The sequence below is a fragment of the Curtobacterium sp. KBS0715 genome, from assembly GCF_005938005.2.
GTDB lineage: Bacteria > Actinomycetota > Actinomycetes > Actinomycetales > Microbacteriaceae > Curtobacterium > Curtobacterium flaccumfaciens.
The window spans coordinates 19503-33651 of sequence record NZ_VCCA02000001.1; the positions used below are offsets into that span (position 1 = coordinate 19503).

Sequence of the window (14149 nt, forward strand, 5' to 3'; positions counted from 1 at the left end):
GTCAGGGGTTGGCTTGGACACCGCTGACGAAAGGTTCCCCATGTCGATGACCGTCCTGCTCGAGGTCCAGTTCCAGAGCGATGCCCCCGACGACGCACTCCGGGGTGCGATCCGCGAGACGCTCGAACAGACCGCGTCGTTCCACGGCCTGGAGTCGCTCGAGGTCCTGGTCGACGACGAGGACCCGGCGCGCATGGTCGTCGTCGAGTCATGGACGACCGCCGAGGACCACGACACCTACGTGGCCTGGCGTGCGACGCCGGAGGGCGCTCCGGCGATGGCACCGTTCCTCGCCGCCACTCCGGTCACCCGCACCTTCGCGCGGACCCTGCCGCTCGACTGAGCGGATACCGACACCGAAATCGACGCCAACGCCGGTGCTGACGCCGACGTCGGCACCGGCACCGCGGCACGACGGCGGCGCGATGGCTCAGACCGTGTCGTCGTCGGTGTCGAGCGGCACCGGTCGGTCGTCGTCGGGGAGCAGTTCGTCGTCCGCGTCGTCGACCACCGGCAGGTCGTCGGGGTCGAGCACGGCCGGCTCCGGTTCGTAGTCGGTGTCCTGCGCCTCGCGGAAGTCGTCGAGGGTCTCGTCGTCCTTCGGATCGCTCATGGCCCCGAAGGTACCTCCGGATCCTCGACGTGTCCGCAGACGATTAGCGGTCCCGAGGACGATCAGCGGGCGGCGTGCTCCCGGGCCTCCATGGCGTCCCAGGCGAAGCTCGCCAGCCAGTGGGTGGAGTAGTACTCCTCGCCCACGCTCGCCGCGAGCCCGGAGGCCAGCAGCCGATCGGCCGCGTCGTCGAGCAGGTCGGCGATCCCGGTGCCGGAGTCGTCCGAACCGTCGGCGCGGAGTGCGTCCGTGATGCGCCGGGCCGAGCCCGCGCGCGACAGGTCGAGCCCGAACAGGTGCACCTGCTGCGGGTCGTTCTCGTCACGGACCACCGTCGACCGCAGGATCGCGTCACCCGGCTGCACCGCGGCGAAGAAACCGCGCGCCCACGTGGTGAACTCCGGGGCGGGCAGCACCGCCCGCATCAGGTCGGCTTCGGCGAGGCCCGCGGACAGGAAGTCGTGCCCGCTCCGCTCCCAGGCGAACGGCCACCCGGCGTCCGCCCCGAACCAGTCCTTCGCAGCCCCCTCGACCGCTGCCGCCAGGGCCGGACGGTCGAGCGACCGGGCGGCCTCGAGCACGAGCAGCAACCCGAACGCCGAGTTCGAGTGCACACCGTGCCGGACCGGGTGCGCGGCGCCGTCGATCCACCGGACGACCAGGTCTTCGAGGACGTCGACGACGGGCGCGAAGCCCGGCGCCAGTGCCCGGACGGCGGGCACCTCGGACGCCGACACCTCGGCGGCGAGCCGGGCGAGCCAGGCCCAGCCGTAGGGGCGCTCGTAGTGCGGCGTCTCACGCAGGTAAGCCGCCTCGGTCGCCAGGTGATCGGTCGTGAGGTGCGCCTGCAGGATCGAGGTGAGCCGGGCCTCCAGGTCGGTGGGCAGGCCGTGCGCGACCAGGCGCGCCGCGAGCCAGTGCATGTGCACCGACGAGTGCCAGTCGTACGACGTGGCGAAGGCGGGGTGGAGCTCGACGGGCAGTGCCCGGTCGTCCGGCCCGGACGTCGCGTGGTGCGCGGCGTAGGGGTACTCGCGGGTCGTGTTGTCCGCGGCGACCGCCGCGAAGCGGTCGGCCCACGCGGCCCGGGTCAGCTCGATCGGGGCGGCATCAGAATGCGACAAGGTACATGACTCCCATGTTGACGACGAGCAGGATGGCGGCGGTGGGGATCTGCGCCTTGATCGGGCCGTACTTGTCCCGCATCTCGAGCAGGGCAGCCGGCACCAGGTTGAAGTTCGCGGCCATCGGGGTGACGAGCGTGCCGCAGAAGCCGGCGAGCATGCCGATCGCGAAGATCGCGGCGGGGTTGCCGTCGAAGCCCTGCACCAGGACGGGCCAGCCGATCGCCGCCGTCATGATCGGGAAGGCGGCGAAGGCGTTGCCCATGATGATCGTGAACAGGGCCATGCCCAGGCAGTAGATGACCACGGCGGCGAGCAGCGAGCCGTCGGGCAGGACCGACTTGATGATGGTGCCGACGGCGTCGCCGACCCCGGCCTGCGTGAAGACGATGCCGAGCGTCGAGAGCATCTGCGGCAGCAGCGCCGCCCAACCGATCGCCTGCAGCAGGCGACCGCCCTCGCGGATCGGGGTGGCGATCCTCGGCGGGCGCAGGACGAACACGGCCACGACCACGGCGAGCACCGAACCGATGCCCAGACCGGTCAGGGTCGCGCTGCCCTCGGCGAGCAGCGGTTCGCCACCGAACGAGACGAGCGGGCCGAGCGTCGCGACCAGCACGGCGACCACCGGCACCACGAGGGCCGGGATGAAGAGCCGGTTGCCGTACTTCGTCGCGAAGGCCGCGCGCTCGTCCGGGCTGGTGGTGGCGAGCACACTCGTGCTGCCGCTACCGGCGTTCGTGACCTTCTGCGTCACGCCGGTGGGTTCGGCGGGGCCGGTCTCGGCACCCGTGCCCGCGCCGGGGATGCTCGCGACCCGGGTGCGGCTCGTCGTGCCGGTGAAGCCGAGTCCGGCGAGCGCGACCATCACGAGGACGGCGATCCCGAGCGTCCAGGCCGGCACGGTGCCGGCGGCGACGAAGGTGCCGGTGAAGAACGACAGCCCGAGGATGCCCCAGAACGCCGCGTTGCCCAGGCGCTTCGCGTGCGCGGTGTCGGTGACGATCAGGACGGCGACGGCGATGAAGAACGCGCCGATGAGCCAGTAGAGCCATTCGCTGGTGATCACGCTGCTGCCCCCAGGGTCGGGGCGTCGGCACGGGCGTCCGCCGCCATCTTGTCGAGTCGGCGGTCGAACAGCAGCAGGCGTCCGCCGTGCACGATGAGCGCCGCGATGCCCGTCGGGATCGCCCACAGGGCCAGGTCGATCGGTTCGAGCGACAGCCCGTAGGTCGAGTCGACGAACGTCGTGATGAGCAGGATCGAGCCGACCGCGACGAAGACGTCCTCGCCGAAGAACACACCGACGGTGTCGGACGACGCCGAGTAGCCCTTGATCTTCTCGCGCATGCGGTCGTCGATCCGCCCGTACTTCTTGGTGGCCGCGCCCTCGGCCATCGGGTAGACCAGCGGACGCACCGTCTGCGCCGGCCCACCGATGCTGGTCAGGCCGACCGCAGCGGTGACCTGCCTGATCACCAGGTACCCGGCGAGCAGACGACCCGTCGTGAGCTTGTCGAGCTTCGCGATCAGGCGCTTCGCCTGGTCCTGCAGGCCGTAGCGCTCGATCAGACCGATGACGGGCAGGACGAGCGCGAAGGTCGTGACGGACCGGCTCGAGGCGAACCCGTTGCCGAACGCGTCGAGGATGCCGACGGGACCGATCCCGCCGATGGCCGCGGTCACGATGCCCGCGACCGTGACGACGAGGAGCGCGTTGATGCGCAGCGCGAAGCCGACGATGACGACGGCGACGCCGATGAGGACGAACATGCGGGACAGTCTGGACCGCATTGTTCAACAATCGCAAGAGCCGGTTCTGGTCTGTAACACGCCCTTCACAAACGCCACCCGTGCCAGGATCGGTGCCATGACCCGAACCGTCGGCGGCGCTGACTCCACGGCGACGCGGTTGCGCACCATGATCGCGTCGGGCGGGTTCTCCCCCGGGGCGCAGCTGTCCGAGGAACGGTTGAGCGACCAGCTCGGGGTCTCACGGAACACGCTGCGCGAGGCCTTCCGGCTGCTCGCCCGCGACCGTCTGGTCGAGCACGTGTTCAACCGCGGGGTGTTCGTCCGCCGGCTCTCCGCCGCCGACGTCACCGATCTCTACGCGGCTCGGCGGGTGCTCGAGGAGGCAGCCGTCCGCGCCTGCACCCCCGACGCACCGGCACTCGCCGAGGCCGCCGCAGCGGTCGCCGACGCCCGGGCAGCCGCGTCCGCGGGCGACTGGGGCGCGGTCGGCACCGCCGACATCCGCTTCCACGCCGAGCTCGTGCGCGCCGTGCCGAGCGAGCGGATCCACGCCCTGATGGACGGCCTGCTCGCCGAGATGCGGCTCGCCTTCCTGACCACCGCGGACCCGGCCTCGTTCCACGCCGACTTCGTCGAACGCAACGACGCGATCGTGTCCGCGTTGCGCGGTGGCGACCAGGACGCCGCCTCGGCGCTGCTCGCCGACTACCTCGACGACGCGGAGCGGACGCTGCGGGTCGCCGCCGGCGCAGCCGACTGAGGGGCGGCCAGGAGGCCCGGTGCGGCCCTGTCCCGCACGCTCGGCCCCGGCGCCCTCACGCTGGTGCTCGCGGACCCCTCGGTCAGGACTTCCCGCCGAGCAGCGCCGTGACCGCGTCCACCACGACCTGGCGACGCCGCGGCGGCGTCACGGCCTGCACCAGCGGCTCGTACTCCGGAGCGGTCGCGCTCCAGAACGCCGCGGTGTGCAGCACGAGTCCGAGCAGCACCGCCGGGCGGAACGCCCGCGGCAGGACCCCGGCACGCTGGGCGTGCTCGACCTCGGCCACCGCGTCGGCGTAGCTCGTCGCGACGGACTCGAGCGGGCCGTCGGCGCGCTCGAGCCGGTGCCACGTCGCGAGCCGCTGGGCCCAGGGGCGCCGGACGTACGAGTCGTGCACCCGGCCGGCCCAGGCGGCGAGGTCGGCGGTGTCGATCGGAGCCTCGGCGAACGTCTCGGCCACGGTCTCGGCGACGAGCGCGTCGAACAGCCCCTCCTTGCTGCCGAAGTAGTGGAAGACCTGCGCCTTGTTGCTCGACGCTGCGGCACCGATCCGTTCGACCCTTCCGGCGGCCAGTCCGACCGCGGCGAACTCGTCCCGCGCGGCGAGCAGGAGCCGGGCGCGCATCGCGTCAGCGGCTGGGGGCGTGAATCGGGCCATGGCCACCACCGTACCGATCTCACGACAGCCGAGCCGTCGATGCGGACCAGCGCGCGCAGCAGCCCTGCCCCGAGGCCAGTCGACAGCACTTCCCGGTCCCTTCCGGAGATCCCAGCCACGCGGAGCGACGGTTCCGTGCACGGCTCGCGTGGATGCCCGCGCGAGCATCGCGACGACGCACGATTCCACCGGAGATGGGCAACTTTGCGTCCCCCGAACTTCCCTAGGCTCGAGACGATCCGGTAACGCGCACCACTCGTCCGCAGATCCGCGGCCGACCCCAATGACGGGAGGTTCGACATGTCCCAGTTCGTCCAGAAGATCTCGCAGGACGCCATCGTCGGAGAGCCCGAGGTCGTCGAGGACCACCTGTCGGTGCGCGAGATCGCCGCCCACCCCGCCTGGCTCCGGCTCAAGCGTGCAGTCGTCGCCCTGCAGGCCCTGCAGACGCGGGACGGCTCCGTCCCCGAACCGTCCGACCACGCCGCTGCCGCCGGTCACGTCGCGGTGATCGTGCCGGCCGTCGCCGAGCTCGCACCGCACTTCCCGCACGACGCCGCGTTCCTGCAGGTGCTGCAGCACGACTTCGCTCGCTGGCAGGAGCAGGGCTTCGGCGTCCCCGACTTCCTGGACTCCCTCACCGCGTTCCAGCCGCAGCAGCACCGCGTCGACGGGCTCGGCCACCTGGTCGTGTTCCCGATGGTCACGCAGAACGGCAGCACCTCGCGGTTCGTCGAGGCGGTCCTGGTCGAGGTCATCTGGCCGGAGTTCATCGCCGAGCTCGAGGCCGGCGACCACGGCAACGCGTTGTTCGTCGCGCTGCGGTTCGTCGACTTCACCCCGGGGTACGACACGAACTCGGCGGTGCTGTTCCCCGAGACCGTCGCGATGCGCACGGTCCCCGCCTTCACGTGGGGCGCGATCTTCCAGGACCGCGAGGCCGCCCGCTACCGCCGGGTCGTCCGTGCCGCCGCCGACGTCACCAAGCTCGAGCTGCCGGCCGAGGCCGCTGCGATGCTCGACGACCAGCAGCTGACCGAGCGGGTCTTCGTGATGTGGGACATCATCCACGACCGTTCTCACATGCGCGGGGACCTGCCCTTCGACCCGTTCATGATCAAGCAGCGGATGCCGTTCTTCCTCTACTCGCTCGAGGAGCTCCGGTGCGACCTGACCGCGTTCCGCGAGTCCGTGCGTCTGGAACGCGAGCTGTCCGCCGGACCCGACACGGGCCTCCAGGACGCGCAGCGCGCCATCCGCGACCACGCGCGCCTGGTGCAGTACGCGGTCGTGTTCGACCGCATCTTCCGCTTCGCGATCACCGGCAGCCGCATCCGCAACTACGACGGACTCGGCGGCCAGCTGCTGTTCGCCTGGATGCACCAGCACGGCGTCCTGCACTGGACGGACACGCAGCTGACCATCGACTGGCCCGAGGTGCCGGACGTGATCATCGCCCTGAGTGACGAGATCAACGAGCTCTACCGGCGCTCGATCGACCGGCCGAAGTCGGCGCACTGGCTCGCCGCGTACGAGATGCTGACCCGCACGCTCACGCCGCACCCGGCGTCGAAGTGGGCGCGTGGCCTGCCCGACGAGACGCTCGCCGGACCGCCGCGCGGCTACACCGACGCGGTGCTCGACGACGAGTTCCCGCTGTCGATGTTCTACGAGGCCCTCGACAAGAAGATGGCGACCGTCATCGCGTCCACCGCCGGCATCACCGGCACCACGGACGCCGAGCTCGTCGGCGAGGCCGCCGCGTGACGGACGACTCGGTGGCCGGTCGCCTGGTGCTGATCGCCGGTGCGACCAGTGCCAGCGGCGCGGCCGTCGCGCGCGCACTCACCGGCGCCGGTGCGGCCGTCGTCGCGGTCGGCACCAGACCCGACGCCCTGGAGGCCCTGTGTGCGTCCGTCCCGGGCGTCACGACCCGCACGTGCGACCTGTCGGACCTCGGTGCGGTCACCGCGATGGCCGACGACGTCCACGCGGACGCCGGCCGCGTCGACGGACTGGTCCACCTGGTCGGCGGGTGGCGCGGCGGTGGCAGCATCGTCGGCCAGTCCGACGCGGACTGGGACTTCTTCGACCGTGCCTTCCGGACCCTGCGGAACACGACCCGGGTCTTCCACGACGACCTGGTGGCGTCCCCTGCCGGACGGCTCGCGTTCGTGTCGTCGACAGCGGTCGACTCCCCCACCGCCGGCGCCGCGAACTACGCGGCGGCGAAGGCCGCGTCCGACGCCTGGGTCCGGGCCGTCGCGCAGGGGTTCCGGAAGGAGGCGCCGGAGACCGCCGCGGCCGCCGTGTTCGTCGTCGGTGCGCTGTCCGGCCTCGAAGCGCAGCTCGGAGCCGAGGTCGTCCGGCTCTGGGACACGCCACCGGCCGACGTCAACGGTGCCCGCATCCCGCTCACGGCGCCTGATCCCTCGAACCTAGGATGAACGAGTGACCCTCCGACTGCACGACCTGGACCTGCGGGGCTTCGCCTCGGACAACTACGCCGGCGTCCACCCCGAGATCCTCGCCGCCATCGCCGCGGCCAACGACGGCCACCAGATCGCCTACGGCGAGGACGTCTACACCGCACGTCTCAACGAGGTGATCCGCGAGCACTTCGGGTCGCAGGCCGAGGCGTTCCCGGTGTTCAACGGCACCGGCGCGAACGTCGTCGGCCTGCAGTCGATGCTGCCGCGGTGGGGAGCGGTCGTGTGCACCGCGACCGCGCACATCCACACCGACGAAGCCGGTGCGCCCGAGCGCGTCGCCGGCATCAAGCTCCTGCCGGTCGAGGCGCCCGACGGCAAGCTGACGCCCGAGCTCATCGACCGCGAGGCCTGGGGCTGGGGCGACGAGCACCGTGCCCAGCCGCTCGTCGTGTCGATCACGCAGACCACGGAGCTCGGCACCGCCTACACGGTGGACGAGGTCCGGACGATCGCCGACCACGTCCACTCGCTCGGCATGAAGCTGCACATGGACGGCGCCCGCATCTCGAACGCCGCGGCTTCCCTCGGGGTGCCCCTGCGCGACTTCACCACCGACGCCGGTGTCGACGTGCTGAGCTTCGGCGGCACGAAGAACGGCATGCTCTACGGCGAGGCGATCGTCGTGCTGAACCCGTCGGCGTCCGAGGGGTTGCACTACCTGCGCAAGATGAACATGCAGCTCTCGTCGAAGATGCGGTTCGTCTCCGCCCAGCTCATCGCCCTGCTCAGCGACGACCTGTACCTGCACTCCGCCGGGCACGCCAACGCCATGGCCGCCCGACTGCGCGGTGCGCTCGAGGCCGGCATGGCCGACGGCAGCATCCGCGGTGTCGGCTTCAGCCAGCAGACCCAGGCGAACGGGGTCTTCGCGACCCTGCCCGCCGGGGTGGCCGACCGGCTGCGGAAGCACTTCCGGTTCTACGACTGGGACGCCAGCCGCAACGAGGTGCGGTGGATGTGCGCGTACGACACCTCGGAGCAGGACATCGACGACTTCGTCGCTGCCCTGACGCGGGAGCTCGACGCCGCCTGAGCCGCCCCGGCGCGCGCTGGGCCGGCTCCGACCGCCGGACCGGCTCCGACCGTCGCGTCACCCGAACGGGATGACCCGCACGACGATCGCCACCACGAGCATCGCCATCGCGACCACGGCGGCCCGCCACAGCACCTTCCGGTGGTGGTCGCCGAGGTTCACGTTGGCCAGCGACACCAGCAGCAGGATCGCGGGGACGAGCGGGCTCTGCATGTGCACCGGCTGCCCGACGACCGAGGCCCGCGCCATCTCGGCCGGCGTGATCCCGTACGCCGCGGCGCTCTCGGACAGCACCGGCAGGATCCCGAAGTAGAACGCGTCGTTGCTCATGAAGAACGTCAGCGGCATGCTCAGCACACCGGTGATGCCCGCCAGGTACGGGCCCATCGAGTCCGGGATCACCGCGACGAGCCAGTCGGCCATCGCCGCGACCATCCCGGTGCCGTCGAGCACCCCGATCAGCACCCCGGCGGCGAACACCATCGACACGACGCCGACGATGCTCGGGGCGTGCGCCACGATCTGCGCGGTCTGCTGCTTGAGTTGCGGGAAGTTCACGAGCAGGGCGATCGCCGTGCCGATCATGAACACGAAGTGCAGCGGCAAGAGCCCCAGCACGAGCGCCACCATCACGGCGACGGTCAGCACCAGGTTGAACCAGATCCGCTTCGGCCGCAGGGTCGGACGGTTCGGGTCGAGCATCGTCTCGGCCATGGTGCCGGTGCCCGCGCCGCCCTCGTCCCCCGGCCCGGCGCCGTCCACGCCCTCGCCGTCCGCACGTCGACCGTCGGCCTTCCCACCACGCAGCCCGAGCGCGACCGTGGGGCTCGTGAACATCCCGCCGCCGGTCCCGCCGACCGCCGCGAGCACCCGTGACCCCGCTCGGGCGTTCGCCCGCTCCGGCACCGGCGCGCCCCGTGAGGCCTCGGTGAACTCGATCAGCCCGAGGCGCTTGCGCTCCCGCAGGCCCATCGTCCACGCGAACGTGAAGCACAGCAGCAGCCCCACCACGAGTGACGGCACGAGGGGCACGAAGATGTCCGTCGGGTCGATCTTCAGCGCGGCGGCGGCACGGGCAGTGGGACCGCCCCACGGCACGATGTTGAGCGTGCCGTTCGTCAGACCCGCCACACACGTCATCACGACCGGGCTCATGCCGAGCTTCAGGTAGATCGGCAGCATCGCCGCCGTGACCACGATGAACGTCGTCGAGCCGTCCCCGTCGAGCGAGACCGCGCCGGCCAGCAGAGCAGTGCCGAGCACGATCTTCGCCGGGTCGTTGCCGGTCACCCGCAGGATGAACCGGACGAGTGGGTCGAACAGGCCGACGTCGATCATCAGCCCGAAGTACATGATCGCGAACATCAGGAGCGCGGCCGTCGGCGCCAGCGTGCCGATCGCCTCGGTCACCATGTCGCCGAGTCCCAGACCCGCCCCGGCGAACAGTCCGAACACGGTCGGCACGATGATCAGCGCGAGCATGGGCGACATGCGCTTGGTCATGATCAGGACCATGAAGGTCAGGACCATCGCGTACCCGAGGATGACGAGCATCAGGACTCCTTCGTCCGTGTCTGGCAGTCCGGGCACGCTACGACCCGGCCTGGAGGCGCGGCGCGCTTCTGCACATTGGCGCACCATCGCGCGTTGACCGCTTTCTGCGCATTGTGCGCAGGCAGGTCGGCTCGCCCTCCGTACGCTGGGGTCGTGACCGACGACCGTTCACGGCGCCCCAGGCTCCGCTTCGCCACCGAGGTGCTCGTGCTGCAGCTCGCCGTGGTGGTCGCCGTCGTCGCCCTGACCAGTGCCGTGTTCGTCCGGATCGAGTTCACCCGGCTCGAGCGCGCCGCCGAGGGGACCGCACTCGCGATCGCACAGAGCGTCGCCGCGCAGTCCGACGTCCGGGCCGCGGTCGCCCGGCTCAGCGTCGACGGCACCGACCTCGACCCCGCGGTCCTCGCTGACGGGCCCGTGCAGCGTGCGGCACTCGCAGCCCAGCGCCGGACGGGGGCGCTCTTCGTCGTGGTCACCGACGACCGGGGCATCCGGCTGGCCCACCCCGACACCGACCGGATCGGCGAGATGGTGAGCACCTCCCCCGACGCCGCACTCGACGGCCGCGAGACCGTCTCCTGGGCGCGCGGCACGCTCGGTGAGTCGGCGCGGGCGAAGGTGCCCGTCTCCGCGCCCGCAGCCGGCGGGGCGGAGACGAGCCGGGCCTCCCGGCAGTCCGCCGTCGTCGGTGAGGTGAGCGTCGGGTTCAACCGGGCACGCGTCTACGACACCCTGGTCGAGGACAGCATGCCGGTGATCGGTGCCGGGCTGGCGGCGGTCCTGCTCGCGGTGATCGCCTCGGTGCTGATCCGGCGGCGACTGGTGCGGCTGACGCTCGGGCTGCAGCCGGAGGAGCTCGTGACGCTCGTGCAGAACCAGCAGGCCGTGCTCGGCGGCGTCGGTGAGGGCGTCATCGCGATCGGGCCGTCGGAGATCGTCACCGTCTGCAACCCCGAAGCCGTGCGACTGCTCGGACTGGCCGACCCGGTCGGCCGTCCGGTGACCTCCCTCGACCTGCCCGCGCCGCTCGGGTCGATGCTCGCCGTGGCCACCGCGACTCCGGCGAGCGCCACGATCGTCGCCGGGCACCGGGTGCTGCTCGTCGACGTCCGCACGGTGTTCCGCGACGGACGCGACCTGGGCCGGGTCGCCGTCCTGCGCGACCGCACCGACGTCGAGGCCCTGACCCGACGGCTCGACGCCGTCGGGGCGATGAGCACGGCGCTCCGCGCGCAGCGCCACGAGTTCGCGAACCGGCTGCACGCGATCTCGGGGCTGCTCGACATCGGCGAGACGACGCGGGCACGTGCCTACCTGGCGGACGTGCAGGAGCGCGGGCCGCTGCGCTACCCGGTGCAGCACGCCGACCGGTTGACCGAGCCGTACCTGCAGGCGTTCCTCGGGGGGAAGGGCGTCGAGGCCGCCGAGCGCGGTGTGCTGCTGCGGATCGGGGCGGAGACGCTCGTTCAGGGGACGATCACCGAACCGGGCGACGTGACGACCGTGCTCGGCAACCTGGTCGACAACGCGGTCTCGGCGGCCCTCGACGGGGACGAGCGGTCGCGGGACGGCCGTTCCCCGTGGGTGGAGGTCGAGGTGCTCGACGACGGCACGACCCTGCACCTGTCGGTGGTGGACTCCGGGCCGGGGGTGCCGGTCGACGCCGCGGACTCGCTGTTCGTCCGCGGGCCGGCGGCGGCTCCTGCGTCGGAGGACGTCTCGCAGGTGCACGGGCTCGGGATCGGGCTGCCGTTGTCGCGGGAGATCGCCCGGCGGCACGGTGGCGACGTGTGGCTCGCCTCCCCCGGCGGTGACGACCACGGCGCGGTCTTCTGCGCCCGACTGGAAGGAGTGGTGTCGTGAGTTCCGTGTTCACCGTGCTGGTGGTCGACGACGACTTCCACGTCGCCGACCTGCACCGACGGCAGGTCGACGAGGTACCGGGGTTCCAGGCGCTCGAACCCGTCGGGACCCTCGCGGCCGCCCGCTCCGCGCTGTCGAGCGGGACCGTGGACCTGGTGCTCGTCGACGTGTACCTGCCCGACGGCAGCGGGCTCGACCTACTGCGGTCCATCGACACCGACGCAGACGCCTTCGTGCTGAGTGCTGCGTCGGACTCGGGCACCGTTCGGCGGGCGATGCGGAGCGGGGCACTCGCCTACCTGATCAAGCCGTTCGCGGCCGGGGTGCTGGCCGAGCGGCTGCAGGCGTACGCACGGTCGCGGAACGTCCTCGACGAGCGGTCGACCCTCGATCAAGAGGCCGTCGAGCGGGCGTTCCGGATCCTGCACGCCGGCGACAGCGGTGGGGCGTCGCCGTCCCGGGCGGCCACCGCGGCGCTGGTGCTCGAGCAGCTCGTCGCCGGTGAGGAACGATCCGCCGCCGAGGTGGCTGCGGCGATCGGGGTGTCGCGGGCGACGGCGCAGCGGTACCTGGCGCAGCTCACGGCGGACGGGACCGTGGCGATGCAGTTGCGGTACGGGGCTGCTGGGCGGCCGGAGCACCGGTACGTGCGACGGTGAGCCATCGGTCCCGGAGGCCGCGCCGTGGCAGCATCGGTGGATGACCGACGCCGCGCGATCCGACACCAGGACTGATCCGTTCCCCTCCGGGACTCCCGTTGCGCTCCGGAGCATCAACCGCTTCGGCGAGCACGGCGAAGCAGTCGGCTTCGCGGTCGCCGCCCGGGTCCTGGTGGACGACGACGAACTCGCGGTGGTCGCCACGACCGTCGGCTCAGCCGTCCGTCGACGTGCGGGCGTCGGGAGCGGCCCCAACGGACGCCTCGTGCTGCCCGAGGACTGGGACGGCTCCTACGTCGATGACCGGTGGGTTGGATCCAGTGTCGTCCGCGTCCACCAGAAGGGGACCCCCTGGTCCGTCTGGCGCTGGCACGACGGGTCCGATTGGCTTCCCGACTGGTACGTCAACCTCGAGCTGCCGTGGGTACGGACACCGATCGGGTTCGACAGTCAGGACTGGACACTCGACGTGGTGGCGACCACCGAGCCCGACGGTTCGTGGTCTGTCCGGTACAAGGACGAAGACGAGCTCGAGTTCTACGCCGCCGGCGGGTACTGGCCGGCGGCGATGCGGGCGGTCATCGAGCGTGCTGGCCGAGAAGCCACCGAGGTCGCGAGCGCGCGCCGCTTCCCCTTCGACACCGATTGGTCGGGATGGGTCCCCGACCCGGCGTGGGGCACGACTGCACTTCCCCAGGACTGGAGCGCCCTGCAGTGATCCGCGGATTCGGTGCAGCGTTGCGCGGCCCCGGACGCTCCCTGTCGTGAGCGAGTTCATCAGGTACCAAAGCGCCGTCCCCAACCGCCGCGGGCGGTTCCCGGGGGTCTTCGCCCTCGCGAACGGCCTGCAGCGGGGCGGCCGGCTGAGCGACGCCGAGACGGGATGGCTCCGGGAAGCGAACACGCGCGGGACCGCGTCGTACCCAGACCCGACCACCACGAGGCCCGACTGCTACGACCAGACCCGCAACCCCGGGGCACGGGCGTGGTTCAGCGCGGACGCCGTCGCACTGCTCGAGATGGTCGGCCCGTACCTGGAACTCCTCGACCACCACGGGATCCCGTGGATGCAACTCGTGACCAGCTCGCCTGGTCGGATCGTCTACCGGGACGCCGTCCAGGTCGTCGCGGTGCCGCACACGCATGCCGGCGACTGGCCGTTCCGGTCCCCTCGGTAGCGCCGCTCACCTCGACATCCTGCTTGCGTATTTCACCGGATACCGGCAGGTTTGGTCTGACATGCTCCGCGCAGCTTCACTGCGCGCACGAGCGCGATGACCGACCCAGAAGGAGACCACGTGATCGCGATCGAGACGGCGGCCGCCGTCCTGACCATCGTCCTCGTCGCACTGCCGGCGCGGGGCCTCATCGGCAGGAACGGACTCGTGGGCATCCGCACCCGGGCGACCATGCGCAGTGACGAGAACTGGATCCTCGGCCACCGAGCAGCGGTCGTCCCGACGAGCATCGCCGGCGGCGCGACGGTGGTCGTGAGCCTGGTCTACATCGCACTCGGACGCGCCGACGACGTTCCCGCGTTCGTCGCGTGCGCCGCGATCCTCGTCGGTGGAGCCGTCTGGGGCGTGGAGGCCGCACGACGCGCGACCAGGTGACGGACGGGAGGCGCGGGGCGGG

Annotated in this window: 16 protein-coding genes; 10 read left to right on the forward strand and 6 right to left on the reverse strand. The window is 71.6% G+C overall.

The features are described 5' to 3' along the window. Positions 1 to 40: 40 nt before the first annotated feature. Positions 41 to 343 (forward strand): putative quinol monooxygenase, encoded by a 303-nt coding sequence (locus FFG40_RS00115; RefSeq protein WP_071245078.1) that lies wholly within the window; start codon positions 41 to 43, stop codon positions 341 to 343. 87 nt (positions 344 to 430) lie between these two features. On the opposite strand, the gene FFG40_RS00120 is transcribed toward FFG40_RS00115, so the two are convergent. From FFG40_RS00120 to FFG40_RS00135, 4 genes are all read right to left on the reverse strand, one after another. Then, positions 431 to 613, reverse strand: coding sequence for a hypothetical protein (locus FFG40_RS00120; protein WP_138801858.1), 183 nt, complete (start codon positions 611 to 613; stop codon positions 431 to 433). A gap of 62 nt (positions 614 to 675) precedes the next feature. Next, positions 676 to 1737, reverse strand: a complete 1062-nt coding sequence (locus FFG40_RS00125) for a DUF2891 domain-containing protein (RefSeq protein WP_260678754.1) — start codon at positions 1735 to 1737, stop codon at positions 676 to 678. After that, complete coding sequence (locus FFG40_RS00130; protein ID WP_138801859.1) at positions 1724 to 2806, reverse strand: DUF979 domain-containing protein; 1083 nt, start codon at positions 2804 to 2806, stop codon at positions 1724 to 1726. Before FFG40_RS00130 ends, FFG40_RS00125 begins: the two co-directional genes overlap by 14 nt. Beyond that, complete coding sequence (locus FFG40_RS00135; protein WP_027465970.1) at positions 2803 to 3510, reverse strand: DUF969 domain-containing protein; 708 nt, start codon at positions 3508 to 3510, stop codon at positions 2803 to 2805. Before FFG40_RS00135 ends, FFG40_RS00130 begins: the two co-directional genes overlap by 4 nt. A gap of 97 nt (positions 3511 to 3607) precedes the next feature. Here FFG40_RS00135 and FFG40_RS00140 point away from each other — a divergent pair, with 97 nt between their 5' ends. Beyond that, the gene (locus tag FFG40_RS00140) at positions 3608 to 4252 is read left to right on the forward strand and encodes a GntR family transcriptional regulator (RefSeq protein ID WP_111024726.1); all 645 of its coding nucleotides are present in this window, start codon (positions 3608 to 3610) and stop codon (positions 4250 to 4252) included. Between the two features lie 82 nt (positions 4253 to 4334). Here the strand turns inward: FFG40_RS00140 and FFG40_RS00145 are convergent, their stop codons facing one another. Next, positions 4335 to 4913 carry a TetR family transcriptional regulator gene (locus tag FFG40_RS00145; protein ID WP_185974048.1) on the reverse strand — a complete coding sequence of 193 codons (579 nt, stop codon included), beginning with the start codon at positions 4911 to 4913 and terminating at the stop codon, positions 4335 to 4337. Positions 4914 to 5213: 300 nt separating this feature from the next. Between FFG40_RS00145 and FFG40_RS00150 the strand changes: the two genes are divergently transcribed. From FFG40_RS00150 to FFG40_RS00160, 3 genes are read left to right on the forward strand one after another with little or no spacing between them, the layout of a single operon-like run. Then, the gene (locus FFG40_RS00150) at positions 5214 to 6680 is read left to right on the forward strand and encodes a DUF6421 family protein (protein WP_138801861.1); all 1467 of its coding nucleotides are present in this window, start codon (positions 5214 to 5216) and stop codon (positions 6678 to 6680) included. Further along, complete coding sequence (locus FFG40_RS00155) at positions 6677 to 7360, forward strand: SDR family NAD(P)-dependent oxidoreductase (RefSeq protein WP_260678755.1); 684 nt, start codon at positions 6677 to 6679, stop codon at positions 7358 to 7360. The genes FFG40_RS00150 and FFG40_RS00155 overlap by 4 nt, the downstream gene beginning before the upstream one ends. 4 nt (positions 7361 to 7364) lie before the next feature. Next, positions 7365 to 8438, forward strand: coding sequence for a low specificity L-threonine aldolase (locus FFG40_RS00160; RefSeq protein WP_138801862.1), 1074 nt, complete (start codon positions 7365 to 7367; stop codon positions 8436 to 8438). Positions 8439 to 8495: 57 nt separating this feature from the next. On the opposite strand, the gene FFG40_RS00165 is transcribed toward FFG40_RS00160, so the two are convergent. Beyond that, on the reverse strand, positions 8496 to 9992 hold the full coding sequence (locus tag FFG40_RS00165; RefSeq protein ID WP_138801863.1) for a CitMHS family transporter: 1497 nt from the start codon (positions 9990 to 9992) through the stop codon (positions 8496 to 8498). 153 nt (positions 9993 to 10145) lie between these two features. On the opposite strand from FFG40_RS00165, the gene FFG40_RS00170 reads away from it, so the two are divergent. The 5 genes from FFG40_RS00170 (at position 10146) to FFG40_RS00190 (ending at position 14127) form a co-directional block, all read left to right on the forward strand. Continuing rightward, positions 10146 to 11855, forward strand: coding sequence for a sensor histidine kinase (locus tag FFG40_RS00170; protein ID WP_138801864.1), 1710 nt, complete (start codon positions 10146 to 10148; stop codon positions 11853 to 11855). After that, complete coding sequence (locus FFG40_RS00175; RefSeq protein ID WP_138801865.1) at positions 11852 to 12514, forward strand: response regulator; 663 nt, start codon at positions 11852 to 11854, stop codon at positions 12512 to 12514. The genes FFG40_RS00170 and FFG40_RS00175 overlap by 4 nt, the downstream gene beginning before the upstream one ends. Positions 12515 to 12554: 40 nt before the next feature. Beyond that, a complete protein-coding gene (locus FFG40_RS00180; protein ID WP_138801866.1) occupies positions 12555 to 13232 on the forward strand; it encodes a DUF402 domain-containing protein in 678 nt (225 codons plus the stop codon). Positions 13233 to 13278: 46 nt separating this feature from the next. After that, a complete protein-coding gene (locus FFG40_RS00185) occupies positions 13279 to 13692 on the forward strand; it encodes a hypothetical protein (protein ID WP_138801867.1) in 414 nt (137 codons plus the stop codon). Positions 13693 to 13788: 96 nt separating this feature from the next. Continuing rightward, positions 13789 to 14127, forward strand: coding sequence for an SdpI family protein (locus FFG40_RS00190; RefSeq protein WP_138801868.1), 339 nt, complete (start codon positions 13789 to 13791; stop codon positions 14125 to 14127). Positions 14128 to 14149: the final 22 nt, after the last annotated feature.

Bases quoted from the DNA above. Each gene is read 5' to 3' on its own strand.
- FFG40_RS00180 (WP_138801866.1), top strand. From the start codon at position 12,555: ATGACCGACGCCGCGCGATCCGACACCAGGACTGATCCGTTCCCCTCC.
- FFG40_RS00140 (WP_111024726.1), top strand. From the start codon at position 3,608: ATGACCCGAACCGTCGGCGGCGCTGACTCCACGGCGACGCGGTTGCGC.
- FFG40_RS00190 (WP_138801868.1), top strand. From the start codon at position 13,789: ATGACCGACCCAGAAGGAGACCACGTGATCGCGATCGAGACGGCGGCC.
- FFG40_RS00120 (WP_138801858.1), bottom strand. From the start codon at position 613: ATGAGCGATCCGAAGGACGACGAGACCCTCGACGACTTCCGCGAGGCG.
- FFG40_RS00165 (WP_138801863.1), bottom strand. From the start codon at position 9,992: ATGCTCGTCATCCTCGGGTACGCGATGGTCCTGACCTTCATGGTCCTG.
- FFG40_RS00135 (WP_027465970.1), bottom strand. From the start codon at position 3,510: ATGTTCGTCCTCATCGGCGTCGCCGTCGTCATCGTCGGCTTCGCGCTG.
- FFG40_RS00145 (WP_185974048.1), bottom strand. From the start codon at position 4,913: ATGGCCCGATTCACGCCCCCAGCCGCTGACGCGATGCGCGCCCGGCTC.
- FFG40_RS00115 (WP_071245078.1), top strand. From the start codon at position 41: ATGTCGATGACCGTCCTGCTCGAGGTCCAGTTCCAGAGCGATGCCCCC.
- FFG40_RS00150 (WP_138801861.1), top strand. From the start codon at position 5,214: ATGTCCCAGTTCGTCCAGAAGATCTCGCAGGACGCCATCGTCGGAGAG.